A 15059-nucleotide genomic window follows, 5' to 3' on the forward strand; every position below is an offset into this window, starting at 1 on the left:
CAAAAAGCCCCGGCTCAATGCAGAGCCGGGGCTTTTTGCGTCGAGAGAAAGGATTGCCGTGCGGCGCTCGCAATGACGGGGAAGCCTACAGCTGATTGTGGGCCCGAATCAACTCCGCAAACGACTCGCGGTAGGTATCGCCCACGGGCAGCAGGCGGCCGGCCACCTGCACCTTGCCGCGCTCCACGTGCTCAATGCGGCTGAGCGCCACCAGAAACGACTTGTGGATACGGGCAAACCGTTCCGGCGGCAACACTTCTTCCACTCGGCGAAAGGATTGCAGCGTGAGAATTTTGCCGGCGCTGGCCGTGTGCAGCAGCAGGTATTCCTTCATGCCTTCGATGTAGAGAATGTCGTCGAAGGCGACGCGCTGCAGGCGGTGCTCGTTTTTGACGAACATGGCATCGGCCGGGGCGGGCGCAGCTGGGGTGGTGGGTACTTCGGGGGCTGCGGTGGGAGCGGTTGTAGCTACTAGGCTGCCGCTGGGAATGGCCTGCCGCACTTTGCTCACAGCCTGCAGAAACCGGTCGAAGGCAATGGGTTTGAGCAGGTAGTCGGCCGCGTTCAGGGTGTAGCTCTGCACGGCGTACTGGTCGTAGGCGGTGGTGAAGACGATGCGCGGGGCGGGCGTGGGCAGCAGTTGCACCAGCTGCAGGCCGGTGAGGCGCGGCATGTGAATGTCCATGAACACGACATCTACCGGATTGTCCTGCAAGAAAGCCAGGCCGGCCAGCGCGTCGTGAAACTGCCCACGCAGCTCCAAAAACGGGACTTGCGCGCAGTAGTCGGCCAGGAGGTCGAGGGCCAGCGGTTCGTCGTCGAGGATGGCACAGGTCAGGCGTTGCATAGGGTGGGAGGCAGATTGAGGCAGAAGAGGTGGGTATATAATGTAAAAGAACGTCATGCAGAGCGCAGCGAAGCATCTTTACCTTGATACTAACTCCTGTCGATTGGATTACGACTGCGGTAAAGATGCTTCGCTGCGCTCTGCATGACGTTCTTTTGCTCGCTGCTCGCTGCTCGCTGCTCGCTGCTCACTGCTCATTGCCAAGCTGCAACACCAGCTCCACGGCGTACTCGCCGGGCAGAGTGCGTACCGTGAGCGTGTGCCGCTCCGGATACAGCAGTAGTAACCGGCGGCGCAGGTTGTGCAGGCCCAGGCCGCCGGGCTGGCGGGGCAGGTCGGCAATGGCGGCCACGTAGTTGTGCACCGAGAAGCGCAGCTCGGTGTCTTCCACTTCCAACTCGATGCGGATGGCTTCGGGGCGGGCGGCGAGGTCGCCGTGTTTGAAGGCGTTTTCGACCAGGGGCAGCAGCAGGAGCGGGGCCACGGGCGGGGCGCCCTCCACGGCGCCGTGGGTGGTGAGGACAATGGCGGTTTCGGCCTCGGCGGCGGGCAGGCGCAGGCGCTGCAAATCCAGGAAGCTGCGCAGGTGCGTGAGCTCCTGGGCAAGGGTTACGGCGTCGGCGCCGCTGTCGTAGAGCAGGTAGCGCATGCTTTCGGCCAAGCGCAGCACGGCCTCCGGGGCGCGGTTCGACTTGCGGCTGGTGAGCGAGTAAATGTTGTTGAGGGTGTTGAAGAGGAAGTGCGGGTTGATTTGGGTTTTGAGCATGCCCAGCTCCGTGAGCAGGTGCTGGCGCTCCAGCTCGCGGCGGTTGCGCTGGCCCTGCAGGTACTCAATGGTCATGCGCACACCCGAGCTGGCCACCAGCGTGAGCAAGCCGCCCAGCATCAGCCCTATCCACAGTGAGCCCGTGTAGGCGGCCAGCCCCGGCTGTTTGCCATTCATCAGCCAGTACACCGCATTGGAGGCGGCGATGCGCAGCAGCCCAAACAAGCCGGCCGACACCAGCGCCAGCACCAGGTACAGGCCCAGGCGGCCCTGCGGCAGGGTGCGCGGAAACAGCGTCACCCAGTTCCAGTAAAACAAGGCGGCCGTGAACACATCCAGCACGGCGTTGCGCACAAACCACACCGTGTCGAGCTTCACGGGGCTTTTGGGGCTCAGGCGGATGGCGTAATAGAGCAGGGCATCGATGCCGAGCAGCACGACCACCAGCGCTACGTGTACCCACCACGGCACGGGCGTGGCATCGTGGGTGCGCGGCCACCAGTGCCGGCGGACCGCCGGCGCCGTGGCGCCAGAGGCCGGCCGGCTTGCGGAAGCTACAGAAACAGGAACAGCGGGCGAAACGACGGAATTTTCCACGTCGCAAGGTAGGAAGAGGGCCAAAAGAAGCCCGCCGCGTTTCAACCAACACCCGCCTTGCCCGGCCCAACGCCGCGCCGGCGGGCACCAACCACCGGCCGGGGCGGTGCCCCGGCGTTGGTAGAATCCCCCGCCGGGTTGGAGGGCGAAAACCGGCAGTTGAAGCGGGGCGGGCGAGGGTTGGTTGAATAAGCAAATTGGGCAGTTTGAGGCCGTTTAGGTTTGCCTCGGATTTCAGCAACACCCTCACCTTTCACCTGCTCCGATAATGAAAAACCTCTTCCGCCCCGCCGCTGCCGGCTTCTTCCTGCTCGGCCTGCTGGCTGCCCCTACTCTCAGGGCCCAAACGGTGGCCTCTGCTCCCAAGGCGGCGGTAGCGCCCGCCAGCATGGCCCAGCAGCTCGACGACTACGTGCGGGAGTTCGAGAAATCCGGCCGGTTCATGGGCACGGTGCTGGTGGCCGACCACGGCCAGGTGGTGCTGCAAAAAGGCTACGGCCTGGCCAACCGCGAAAAAGGCCTCGCCAACACGCCTGATACCAAATTCCGCATCGGCTCGCTCAGCAAGCAGTTCACGGCCGCGCTGGTGCTGCAGCTGGTGGAAAAAGGCCAGCTGAAGTTCGACGGCCACGTGGCCGACTACCTGCCCGACTACCCGCAGCCGGCCGGCGGCCAAATCACCCTGCACCAGCTGCTGACGCACACCGCCGGCCTGCCCAACTACACGGCCCAGCCCACGTTCGTCACGGCCGTGATGCGCACGCCCCACTCGCCCACGCAGCTGGTGGCGCTGTTTTCGGGGCTCCCGCTGGAGTTTGCGCCCGGCACGCAGTACCACTACAGCAACTCGGGTTACGTGCTGCTGGGTGCCATCATCGAAAAAGTGACCGGCAAGCCCTACGCGCAGGTTTTCCAGGAGAACATCGCCGGCCCGCTCAAGCTCAAAGCCACCTCGGTCGACGTGCGGGAAGCCGCCGATGCCCGCCGCGCCACCGGCTACGAGGCCACCCCCAGCGGCCTGCAAATTGCGCCTGCCCTCGACATGAGCGTGCCCTACGCGGCCGGTGCCATCACCTCCACCGCCACCGACCTTTTTCGCTGGAGCCAGGCCCTCGACGGGAACAAAGTGCTGTCGGAAACCAGCAAAAAGCTGCTCTTCACGCCCATTAAAAACCATTATGCCTACGGCTGGATAGTCTACAAGGCCAAGGTGGGCGCCGAGGTCGACTCTACGCTCATCCAAGAACACAACGGCGCCATCAACGGCTTTCGCTCCTACCTGGTGCGCGTGCCCCAAAGCCAGCAGGTGATTGTGCTGCTCGACAACCACGCCGGCCAGGCTCTGGCCGAGCTCAAGGGCGGGCTGCTGCGCCTGTTGCACCACCAGCCGGCCACGCCGGTGCTGGCTGCCGCTGATGCCTCCCCGCTGGGCGCCTACGTGGGCGTATACGAGCTGGCGCCCACGTTCCGCATCACCGTGCGCCAGCGCGACGGCCGCCTGTTTGTGCAGGCCACGGGGCAGTCGGAATTCGAAACCGAGGCCGTGTCGCCGGCGCTGTTTGCACTGAAAGGCGTGCCCGCTCAGGTAGAATTTGCCAGAAACGACAAGGGCCAGGTGGCGCAGCTCATCCTGCATCAGGGCGGCCGCGACCAGCCGGCTCCCAAAGTAGAATAGCTACTCTGCTATACTACCCGCTGATTGATTTTCGTTTGCCAACGCTTTTCTCACCTTCTCTTTTCTGCAATGCATCCCGCTCCCCTTGTTGAAACCACTGACCTTTCGTTCCGATTTGGGGAGCGGGCGGTGCTCCACGGCCTCGGCCTGGCCGTGCCGGCCGGCAGCATCTACGGCTTTCTGGGGCCGAACGGAGCCGGCAAAAGCACCACCCTGCGCCTGCTGCTGGGGCTGCTGCGGCCCGCGGGCGGCGCCGTGCGCCTGTTTGGGCATGAGTTGGCCCGCCACCGCGTGGCCCTGCTGAGCCGGGTGGGCGCCCTCATCGAAAACCCCTCGCTTTACGACCACCTCACCGGCCACGAAAACGTGGAGGCCACCCGCCGCCTGCGCGGGCTGCCCGCCGCCCGCACCGCCGCCGTGCTTGCCCAGGTGGGCCTCAGCGCCCACGCCCACCGCCCGGTGAAGGGCTACTCGCTGGGCATGAAGCAGCGCTTGGGCCTGGCGCTGGCCCTGCTGCCCGACCCCGACCTGCTCATCCTCGACGAGCCCACCAATGGCCTCGACCCGGCCGGCATCAGCGACCTGCGCGCCCTGCTGCGGCAGTTGCGCGAAGAGCACGGCAAAACCATTCTGCTGTCGAGCCACCTCATTGGCGAAGTCGAGAAAGTGGCCACCCATGTGGGCGTCATTCAGCAGGGGCAGCTGATGTTTCAGGGCAGCCTGGCCGCCCTGCAGGCCCGTCAGCAAACCCAGGCCGAACTGGTGCTCGAAACCGCCTGCGCCGCCACTTGCCGCGGCCTGCTGCCCGAGTTGCACGCGGCCACGGTGGTGGCGTCCGGCACCCTGCGCGTGCCTTTCCACTCGCGCGAGCACACCGCGGCTTTGGCCAGCGCGCTGGTGGCCGCCGGCCAGCCCGTGTTCAGCCTACACTGCGAGCAGCCCACCCTCGAAGCCACTTTCCTGCACCTCACCGAAACCGCCTCCGCTCAATGAACCCTGCCGCAACAACTTCCGAATTTCAGGCGCTGCCGGCCGTGCCCGGGCCCCTCGCGCAACTGGGCCGCAGCCTGGCGGCCGATGTGCTGAAACTGCGCCGCACCTCGGCGCTGTGGCTCACGCTGGCCAGCGGCGTGCTGCCGGTGCTGCTCAATTTCTGCATTTTCTACTTCAAAGGCCACCTTCTGCTGAAGCCCGGCGCCGACGGCTGGGTGAAATACGCCAGCATGAGCTGGCAAACGGCGGCCGTGCTGCTGCCGCTCTTCGTGGTGCTGCTCACCAGCCTGGTGGTGGGCGTCGAGAACAAGGCCGAGGGCTGGAAGCACCTGTTTGCCCTGCCGGTGGGCCGCCTGCCGGTGTGGGCCAGCAAGCTGCTCATCATTCTGGGGCTGAATGCGCTAGCCCAGGTGCTATTCGTGGGCCTGCTGCTGGCGGGCGGCTACCTGCTGCAGGCCCTGCGGCCGGAGCTGCACCTGCAGCAGTTTGTGCCGCCGCTCCACGTGCTGGGCGTGCTGCTGGGGCGCACCTACCTGGCCACGCTGGGCATAGTGGGCGTGCAATACGTGCTGAGCAAGTGGCAGCCGGGCTTTGTGCTGCCGGTGGCGGCGGGCATGGCGGGCTGGGTGGCCGGCCTCACGCTCATGCGCTGGGAGCACGTGGGCTGGATTCCCTACGCCGGCCCCTTGCTCACGCTCATGGCCACGCCCTTCAAACCCGTGCCAGGGCTGGTGGTGCCCGCCGTGGCGCCGCACGAGTGGCACCAACTCCTAATGTTTGGTGCCTGTGCGGTGCTGGGCTACGTAATTTTGCGCTGGCGCAATCTGGCCTAAAGGCGGGCCGAGGTCAAGTCAGCTGGCTTTCTGTGGGGCCGCACCTCGGCGCGCCAATTTTTTGGTCTGCGCATGTAATAAAAACTGCTATTCCCTGATATACCTCCTGCCAAACGGCAGCCCATCATCTTTTCCAGTCCTGCGGTGCAGCGCTCGCCTTTTTTCTGCATCCTTCGCCGCACCTTTTTTCTGCAAATGAAACACGCCTTACTCGGCTTGTCGCTGCTGGCGACCTGCGCTAGCTCTGCCTACGCCCAAACGCCGGCTGCCCCGGCCCCCACTCCCACCACGGCCCCCGCCAAGCCCGCCGCGTCCAAGCCGCTGGTGCTCCCCGAGGCACCCAAAGGCACCGGCCGCCTCAATGGCCAGGTGCAGGACGCGGCCACCAAAAAGCCCGTCGAATTTGCCACCGTGGCCCTGCTGCCGCCCACCGGCGACACGCCCATCGATGGCACCGTGGCTGATGAGAAGGGCCGCTTCAGCCTGCGCGGGCTGGCGCCGGGCACCTACCGCCTGCAGCTCAGCTTCCTGGGCTACGCGGCCCTCACGCGGGAAGTGACCGTGACCGGCGGCACCACCGACCTCGGCGCGCTCGGCCTCACCGCCACGGCCCAGCAGCTGGGCGACGTGACGGTGACCGGCGAAAAGGAAACCGTGGAAGTGAAGCCCGACCGCATTGTGTACAACGCCGACCGCGACCTCACCAACAAGGGCGGCGTGGCCGCCGACGTGCTGCGCAAAGTGCCCCTGCTGAACGTGGACCTCGACGGCAACGTGCAGCTGCGCGGCTCCTCCAACATCCGGGTGCTCATCAACAACAAGCCCAGCAGCATCCTGGCCGGCAACCTGGCCGATGCCCTCAAGCAGCTGCCCGCCGACCAGATTGCTTCCGTGGAGGTCATCACCACGCCCGGCGCCAAGTACGACGGCGAAGGCACGGCCGGCATCGTGAACATCATCCTGAAAAAGAACAACCTGCAGGGCGTGAACGGCAGCGTGAACGCCGCCGCCGGCAACCGCAGCTCCAACGCCGGCGGCAGCCTCAACGTGCGCCGCGGCAAGGTGGGCGTGAACACCAACCTCAGCAGCTACCTCTACTACAGCCCCAGCGCCAGCACCTCGGAGCGCACCAGCTTCGACGGTTCGGCCGGCAACGTCATCTCGCGGCTGAGCCAGAACGGCAGCGGCGACAACCTCGGCGGCGGCGCCTACGGCCGCATGAGCCTCGACTACGACCCCGCCAAAAACCACAGCCTCACCGTGGGCTTCAGCGGCAGCCTCAACCGCAACAACAGCCAGAGCGAGCAAGTCAACGACTTTGTGAACATCGCCGGGCCCTCGCCCAGCCAGCTGTTCACCCGCGCCACGGAGAATACCTTCAACTTCTCCAGCTACGATGTGAACACCACCTACACGCGCACCTTCGAGGGCCAGCCGCGCCGCGAGTGGAGCGTGTTGGCCCAGCACTCGCGCAACCGCAATCTGCAGCCCTACTCCCTAAATCAGTACGAAAACCAGTTCACGGCCACCGGCCTGCCCAACTACCGCGAAAGCAGCGACAACCTCTCACGCAACCTTGAAACCACGCTCCAGACCGACTATACACACCCCATCGGTGACAAGCGCAGCGTGGAAGTGGGCGGCAAGGCCATCTTGCGCCGCGTGCTGAGCGACTACCAGATTCAGACCGCCACCGGCACCGATGCGCCTTTTGTCATTGACCAGCAACGTTCCAACGTGTTCGACTACGACCAGAACGTGGCGGCCGTGTACGGCACCTATGGCTTCCCGCTGGGCAAGAAGCTGAACTCCCGCGTGGGCACCCGCCTCGAGCGCACCGACATTGTGGGCCGCTTCCAGCAAAACGACATCACGCGCTTCACCAGTGGCTACACCAGCCTGCTGCCCAACGCCAGCATCAGCTACACCCGCAAGCCCGGCAACACCCTGCGCCTGGCCTACAGCCGCCGCATCCAGCGCCCCAACATCTACTACCTGAACCCCTACGAAAACCGCGTCGACAAATTCAACATCAGCAAAGGCGACCCCACGCTGGACCCGGAATTCACCGACAGCTACGAGCTGAACTACAGCACCTTCGTGAAAGGCTCGGTGCTGAACTTCTCGCTCTTCACGCGCCAGACCAACAACGCCATTGAGGCCGTACGGTCCCGGTCCGGCGAAACCACCCTGACCACCTACGCCAACGTGGCCCGCAACCACACCTACGGCGCCAGCGTGTTCGGCTCCTTCAAGCCCACCCCCAAATGGGAGCTGAGCGGCTCGACCTCGTTCAACTACGTGGTGCTGCGCTCGGGCTACCTCAACACCACCAACGAGGGCCTGATGTACAACCTCAACCTCAACTCGACCTACAAATTCACCAAAACCCTGAGCGCCCAGTTCTACGGCGGCATCAGCTCCTCGCGCGTGCAGCTGCAGGGCCGCGCCGCCGCCTGGAACTACTATTCCATGGGCATCAAAAAGACCATTCTGAAGGAAAAGGGCGACCTCACCCTCAACGCCGACAACTTCCTCACCGACCGCCGCGACCTCAACTCCACCGTCAGCACGCCCTTGTTCAACCTGGAGCAGCACAACTACATCGCCCTGCGGGGCATCCGCCTGGCCTTCGGCTACCGCTTTGGTAAGATTGAAAATAGCCCGCCTAAGCCGCGCCGCAGCATCCGCAACGACGACCAGAAAGCCGGCGAAACCCAAAGCGGCCAGCAGTAATAGGGGGGGATGTAATCGAAGGCTAAAAACCGCCTGTCATCCTGAGCAAAGCGAAGGACCTTATCACCGAAGAACGATTCATCCTAACGTGATAAGGTCCTTCGCTTTGCTCAGGATGACAGATGCTTCCTCATCCCTCCTTAAGCGCAGCGTTCCAGATATCCCAGGCCGCCTCGGCCTGCAGGCACAGCATCTCGAAGCCGTTTTTCACCTGCGCGCCGGCTTCCTTGCCTTTGGCCATAAACAGCGTTTCGGTGGGGTTGTACACCAGGTCGTGCAGGTAGTGGTGCTCGGTGAGGGCAGCGTAGGGCAGAGGCGGGCACTCGTCGGTGCGCGGGAAGGTGCCCAGCGGCGTGGCGTTGATGATGAGCGGGTGCGCTGCCACCAACTGCGGCGTGAGGTCGTCGTAAGTCAGGCCGTGGGCCATGGGGTCGCGGCTCACCAGCCAGTGCGCAATGCCCAGCTCTTGCAGCGCCACCACCACGGCTTTGGCCGCGCCGCCGGTGCCCAGCACCAGGGCCCGGGGCTCGGGCGGGAGCGGAAAGAACCGCCGCAGCGATTCCCGGAAGCCCACGTAGTCGGTGTTGTGGCCGCGCAGGCGGCCGTCGGGCAGGCGCTCCACCACGTTCACGGCGCCCACGCGGGTGGCCGAGGGCGCCAGCTCATCCAGGTACAGCATCACCGACTCTTTGTAGGGCACGGTCACGTTCAGGCCCGTCAGGTCGGGGTGGGCGGCCAGCACAGCGGGCAACTCGTTGATGGTGGCCAGCTCAAACAGGTCGTACTGGTGGTCGGGCAGGCCCAGCGAGTAAAACTTCTGGGTGAAATACGTCTGCGAAAAGGAATGGCTGAGGGTGCGGCCGATTAGCCCGAACTGGCGCATGCAAAGGAGAGGGAAGGAGAGCGGAGGGGTATCAAAAGAACATTAAAAAACGCCCCCAACCGTACGGTCAGGGGCGTTTTCGCCAAATAGTAACAATTTATCCTCGACAATCGCCGGGCCGCGGTCTTATCGGGCGTCGGCGGCGGGCTGGGAGCCGAACTTGCTTTTCAGGAACGACCACAGCGGCGGCAGCACCGATATCAGAATGATGGCATAAATGACCAGCGTGAAGTTGTTCTTGACCAGCGGAATGTTGCCAAACAGGTAGCCCGCCAGCGTGAGCGACACCACCCACAGCGCCGCCCCCGCAATGCTGAAGGACGCAAAATAGCGGTACGTCATGGTGCCCACGCCGGCCACAAACGGCGCAAACGTGCGCACAATGGGCACGAAGCGCGCCATGATGATAGTTTTGCCGCCGTGCTTGGCATAAAACGCCTGCGTCTGGTCGAGGTACTTTCGGTTGAGAAACTTGTAATTTTCGCGGAATACCCGCGGCCCTAAGTAGTCGCCCACCAGGTAGTTCAGGTTGTCGCCAATAAAGGCCGCCGCGATGAGCAGCGGAATAAGCAGCCAGATGTTGAGCAGGGGGTGGCCCGTGTCGGGGTTGGGCTGGGCGGCCAGCGTGCCGGCCACAAACAGCAGCGAGTCGCCGGGCAGGAAGGGCATCACAATCACCCCGGTTTCGGTGAAAATGATGAGGAACAGGATGAGGTACGTCAGGTTGCCGTACTCGTGCACCACGTTCACCAGCGTTTTGTCGAGGTGGAGCAGAAGGTCGAAAAAGTGCTTGATAATTTCCATGCCGGGCGTAAGTGAGCCGCAAAGAAAACCGTCCGGCACCGAAATGCCCGCGCGGCACCCCTAGCGGCTCCCGCGGGTGGCCCGGCCGGGGGAGCCGATATTTAAGGAGGGTTCAAAAATTTCTCGCTGTAATCCAGCGACATACTGACACCGGCGTTGCACTCCTGCCAGACAAAGTTGGCTGGCCTACCGGCTGGGTTGTAAATTTGTCATTATTTTTTTCAGTGTCTGCACCAGTGCATTAAATCCCATTTCTGGCACCTGTGAGCCCACAAATTGCGGCCGGCAGGTGCTTGGGTGCCCGCGGTAGGGTAGCCCAAGTGCCAAAAAATGGCACGGCGTGTGATGGGCCGCAACCGGGCTCCCAACAATTGGCCCAACCCCGGTGAAACCTTTGCCGTTGCAGGACTTAGAAAAAAACTTACCCGTTCGATGATAGTATACCAAGGAGGCGATTGGTGGCGTGCCCTGTGGCACTTCCACACCTCCGCCGTGATTCGTCTGTTGCTGAAGCGCGTGGCGCTGGTGGGCCTCTACGGCTCGGCCATTGCCGTGGTCAGCCTCGACTTTCACACCCTCAACGTTCGCATCGGGCGCGAGTACCTGTCCATTCTGGGCATCTTGTTGAGCTTGTTGCTGGTGTTTCGCACCAACACCGCCTACGACCGATACTACGAAGGGCGCAAGGTGTGGGGCATCCTGGTGTCGCAGTGCCGGGGGCTGGCCATGGAAATGAACGCCCTGCTGCCGCGTGAGGCCAAATCGAGCCGCCGTTACTTCGCCGCCCTCATCTCCAACTTCCCCATTGCCGTAGAAGGCTCGTTGCGCAACCGCATGCGCTTCGACAAGATGGAGGCTACCCCCGACATCATCGAGCGCCTGCAGAAGGCCGAAAGCGTGCCCTCTACCATCATCGCCGTGCTCATGGAGAGCGTGGAGCAGCTGCGGCAGGTGCAGATTTTCGACCCCATTCACCTCATCAACATCAAGCAGCACTACCTAAGCATGATGAGCGTGAACGGCACCTGCGAGCGCATCAAAGCCACCCCCATCCCGTATTCCTATAGTTTCTTCATCAAGTGCTACATCACCATCTTCATCATGATAATGCCGCTGGTGCTGGTCGATTCCTGCGACTGGTGGATGGTGCCCATCACCATGATTGGGGCCTACGCCATGCTGGGCCTGGAGATGATTGGCAACGAGATTGAGAATCCCTTCGGCTACGACAGCAACGACCTGCCCATCACGCAGCTCTCAAACAAGATTCGCGTCAGCGTGCACGACCTCCTCGGGGTGGAGCTGCCGGCCGAGAAAAAAGCCCTGGCTACTGTTCCGTATAGCGTTGTGCATTAACGGTTCACCAGCTTTCTGCGGCTTGTAGCGCGGTAGAATATGTAGCTGTTCGGTTATATAGTAAAGGTTTGATTTTTAGACCTTTTCAATAAAATTTTTAATTTTTTTGCAACCCATGCACCTTTTTTTGGCCTCGCCGTATATGCGCCTCACGACGATACGCTAATTGTGCGTTTCCTTCTCTTTAACATCCAATCCCCATCCCAATGCAAACGTTAACCTTTACTCAGAAGCTCTTGCGACAGCGTCGCTTATTCGGCTTCCTGCTTCCCTTATTTGCCATCTTTGTCGGTGCTGGCGCTACGCAAAAAGCGTTTGCGCAAGCGTACACATTCTCTAATGTGACGATAACTGCTAGGACGACTTCAGCGGCATCTTCGAACACTTCCACTTTGTATGTCAAGCGAAGCGTTGCTGGTCAGCCGACATTCGACGGCGCCGCTCTAGGCGGTACCTCGGGTGGTACTCCGGTGAAGTTTGACCCAGCAAATGGCGGCGTTTTAACCCTGGATGCTTCAGCAATTCAGGTGTCAGGAGCTCCGGGTGCTACTGCTGCAACCCTTTTTTACCGGGTTTATCTAATGGGCACCTCGGCTGGTAATATCCCGAGCTACTCAGTGGCTACTCTGGCCGACAAGGGCAATGGCATTGATTTCGATAACAACGCCATTAATATCAACATCCTGAATCAGCCTTCGGTGTTGGGTGGTGGAGATTACAACCTTGAAATCTACTTCACTTACACCTACAATGACCCAATTGACGGGCCAACGCAGGTGCGGAGCCCCGCTGGGACTGCTGTAGCCAAATTTTCGTTGGTAGCGCCTGCCGTGACTCCTCCTAACGGTTCCACCACCTGGATTAGCGATGGCGTTAGCCCTAAGAACTCTGATTGGCTGGACCCGATTAACTGGTCTAATGGTGTGCCTACCCGGTTTTCGGATGCTATCATTCCCGAAAAGCCAAACAACACCACTACCGCTCCTCCTACCGTTACCCCGGTAATTGCCGACCCTACGCAACTGTACGAAGTTCGCACGTTGACTTTGAATGGTGCATCTAACTCCCAGCGTGCCCTGCTGCGCATTGGCAATAGCACCAACAACACTCCTGGTGCACCTACCGGCTCAGCTCCAGTTGGCGGAACCCTGCACGTTTATGGCGACCTGAACGTGTATGGCGGTGGTATTCTTGGCGCAACCAGTGGTACCAACGGTACGGCTAACCCAGTCACCAACTCAACCATCGTGTTGAATGGGGCTACTCAAACCGTTCGAGGTATTTTGAATATCGTTGACTTCCGCGTTGAAGGTACCGGATTTAAGAACATAGTGAACGAAGTAAGAGCAACGAATACCTTCACCTTCGCTCCTGGTGTTACTGCTATTGTTCGCACAGTGCTGGAAAACGCAAGCACAACGCCTAGCACGTTCAGCCTCAATACTACTCTAACGTCATCTGTTAACCTAAAGAGCACGGGTGTCTTGTATGGCGAAACAAACGACGCTTATATTCAGGGCGTAACACTGGCTGACCGTAGCATCTTCGCAGGCGTTACCCAAACGTTCGGCAACATCGGCATCGATATTACCTCCAACCGCGACATCCCGGGTCCGACCATTCAAATTACCCGCACCATTGGCGACCCGCTTAACGGTCCCATCGGTCGTAGCGCCCGTCCGATTAAGCGCCAGTACGGTGTGTCGGGTGACGTGAACGTTGCGCCTACTGTTTCGACTGTTGTATTCCACTACCTTAATTCGGCTGACGAATTGAACGGAATTGACGAAACCAATTTGACCATGTTCCGCACTGTTAACAACGGCATTCCGTACTTCCCCGAAGGAGGTGTTCAGAACATAGGTGCAAAAACCGTTACTCGCACCAATATGACGGCAATCAACACGCTGACTCTGGGCGATAAGACGAACCCGCTGCCCGTTAACCTTACCTCATTCGATGCGAAGCGCGCAGGTGCTGACGTGGCTGTGACGTGGTCGACTGCTTCGGAAAAGAACAGCAAAGGCTACAACGTGCAGGTATCTACCAACGGTACGGACTTCCGCACGCTGGGCTTTGTGTCCAGTGCTTCGGCCAATAGCTCGACGGCTCAGACCTACAGCTACATGGATACCGAGAAAAACAAAACCACTCTGCGCTACTACCGCCTGCAGCAAATCGACCTCGACGGCAAGGACAGCTTCTACGGTCCTCGCACCGTTAGCTTCGAAGGCGAAATTGCCACCAGTGCCACCGAAGGCACCTCGCTGCTGGCCTACCCGAACCCCTTCAACAGCGCCGACCAGCTGCACCTGACCCTGCAGTCGACTTCGGCCGGCCAGAGCTCGGTGACCGTGACCGACCTGACCGGACGCACCGTGCGCCAGCAGACGCTGGACCTGGGCAAAGGCAACAACGACGTGACGGTTGAGGGCCTCAACGACCTGAAAGCCGGTGTATACATGGTGCGCCTCACCCAGGCCAACGGCCAGGTAAAAAGCCTGAAAGTAGTGAAGCAATAATCCCGCTTCGCTTCCGACAAAAAGGCCGGCTCCCGCAAGGGGGCCGGCCTTTTTGTTTGTGGGCGGAAACTGTCCGGTCCGACGGCGCCAGCCGTCCGACCGGTCGTCATTCAACGACGAGGCTGAACGGCGAGGCCAACAGCCCTGACGATGACCGGTCGGACGGCTGGCGCCGTCGGACCGGGACCCGGCGTTAGCCGCGGGGCATGGAGGTGCCGGGCTTGGTGCTCTTGGCCGCCGGGCGGAACATGGGGTCCACGGCGTCCATGTCGAGAAAATGCGTGAAGGTGTCGCCGCGCAGGCCCAGGCGAATGGTTTCGAGGCTCACCACTTCGTTGGGGGCGATGTTGCCGAGATTCACGTTGGCGCCGAGCAGCTTGATGAACCACACCTGCTGGGCTTTCTGCGGGGCTTCCCACAGGATTTTCTCCGACGGAATCTTGGTCAGAATTTCTTCCACCAGACCCGAGCGCACCTCGCCGGTGCTGCGGAACAGGCCCACGTTGCCGCCCTCGCGGGCTTCGCCAATCACCTTGATGGCGCCGGCTTCGAGTTCGGTTTCCATCTGCGAAATCCACTTGTAGGGCGGGATGATTTTCTCGGCGTCCTTTGAGCCCACTTCGCTCAGCACCCGCACGCTCTTGCTCAGCTCGCGGATGTACTCGCATTTGCGGCCGTGGTCGAGGTCGATGCTGCCGTCCGATACCTCGGCGTACTCCATGCCGAAATTGTCGAGCAGGCGGCGATAATCGTCAAACTGGTTGCGGATGATGAAGGCTTCGAACAGCGTGCCGCCGAAGTACACCGGAATGCCCGCCGCGCGGTAGATTTCGAGCTTTTGCTTGAGGTTGGGCACCACGTAGGAGGTGGCCCAGCCCAGCTTCACCACGTCGGTGTAGGAGCCGCTCACTTCCAGGAAGTCTTCCACTTCGCGCAGGCTCATGCCCTTGTCCATCACCATGGTGTAGCCCTGCTCGCGGGGCTTGGCCGTGCGCTCGGGCAGTTGAGAGAGGTCGTAATTCATTGGTTTGAGGGGGTATTGGCAAA

General features: G+C 61.7%; 11 protein-coding genes. 6 read left to right on the plus strand and 5 right to left on the minus strand.

Annotation, left to right across the window (positions count from 1 at the left end):
* Positions 1-85: 85 nt before the first annotated feature.
* Together MUN81_RS02565 and MUN81_RS02570 are read right to left on the minus strand one after the other, a co-directional pair.
* Positions 86-847 (minus strand): LytTR family DNA-binding domain-containing protein, encoded by a 762-nt coding sequence (locus tag MUN81_RS02565; protein WP_245114828.1) that lies wholly within the window; start codon positions 845-847, stop codon positions 86-88.
* A gap of 187 nt (positions 848-1034) precedes the next feature.
* Entirely contained in the window at positions 1035-2210 is a 1176-nt protein-coding gene (locus MUN81_RS02570; protein ID WP_245114829.1) for a sensor histidine kinase, read from the minus strand.
* A 268-nt stretch (positions 2211-2478) separates the two neighbouring features.
* On the opposite strand from MUN81_RS02570, the gene MUN81_RS02575 reads away from it, so the two are divergent.
* The 4 genes from MUN81_RS02575 to MUN81_RS02590 all read left to right on the plus strand — a co-directional run bounded on the left by MUN81_RS02575 (position 2479) and on the right by MUN81_RS02590 (position 8447).
* Entirely contained in the window at positions 2479-3885 is a 1407-nt protein-coding gene (locus tag MUN81_RS02575; protein ID WP_245114830.1) for a serine hydrolase, read from the plus strand.
* A gap of 69 nt (positions 3886-3954) precedes the next feature.
* Positions 3955-4878, plus strand: coding sequence for an ATP-binding cassette domain-containing protein (locus MUN81_RS02580; RefSeq protein WP_245114831.1), 924 nt, complete (start codon positions 3955-3957; stop codon positions 4876-4878).
* Positions 4875-5711 (plus strand): ABC transporter permease, encoded by an 837-nt coding sequence (locus MUN81_RS02585; RefSeq protein WP_245114832.1) that lies wholly within the window; start codon positions 4875-4877, stop codon positions 5709-5711. The genes MUN81_RS02580 and MUN81_RS02585 overlap by 4 nt, the downstream gene beginning before the upstream one ends.
* Before the next feature lie 195 nt (positions 5712-5906).
* The gene (locus MUN81_RS02590; protein ID WP_245114833.1) at positions 5907-8447 is read left to right on the plus strand and encodes an outer membrane beta-barrel family protein; all 2541 of its coding nucleotides are present in this window, start codon (positions 5907-5909) and stop codon (positions 8445-8447) included.
* 130 nt (positions 8448-8577) lie between these two features.
* On the opposite strand, the gene MUN81_RS02595 is transcribed toward MUN81_RS02590, so the two are convergent.
* A complete protein-coding gene (locus MUN81_RS02595; protein ID WP_245114834.1) occupies positions 8578-9330 on the minus strand; it encodes a shikimate dehydrogenase in 753 nt (250 codons plus the stop codon).
* A gap of 126 nt (positions 9331-9456) precedes the next feature.
* On the minus strand, positions 9457-10134 hold the full coding sequence (locus tag MUN81_RS02600; RefSeq protein ID WP_245114835.1) for a DedA family protein: 678 nt from the start codon (positions 10132-10134) through the stop codon (positions 9457-9459).
* 432 nt (positions 10135-10566) lie between these two features.
* Here MUN81_RS02600 and MUN81_RS02605 point away from each other — a divergent pair, with 432 nt between their 5' ends.
* Both MUN81_RS02605 and MUN81_RS02610 read left to right on the plus strand, forming a co-directional pair.
* Complete coding sequence (locus MUN81_RS02605; protein ID WP_280638255.1) at positions 10567-11490, plus strand: bestrophin family ion channel; 924 nt, start codon at positions 10567-10569, stop codon at positions 11488-11490.
* A 206-nt stretch (positions 11491-11696) separates the two neighbouring features.
* Positions 11697-14012: a T9SS type A sorting domain-containing protein gene (locus MUN81_RS02610; protein ID WP_245114837.1), complete on the plus strand. Its 2316-nt coding sequence runs from the start codon at positions 11697-11699 to the stop codon at positions 14010-14012.
* 193 nt (positions 14013-14205) lie between these two features.
* Here the strand turns inward: MUN81_RS02610 and MUN81_RS02615 are convergent, their stop codons facing one another.
* Positions 14206-15036, minus strand: a complete 831-nt coding sequence (locus MUN81_RS02615; RefSeq protein ID WP_245114838.1) for a phosphosulfolactate synthase — start codon at positions 15034-15036, stop codon at positions 14206-14208.
* Positions 15037-15059 lie beyond the last annotated feature (23 nt).

This window comes from Hymenobacter sp. 5317J-9 (assembly GCF_022921075.1).
Lineage (GTDB): Bacteria > Bacteroidota > Bacteroidia > Cytophagales > Hymenobacteraceae > Hymenobacter.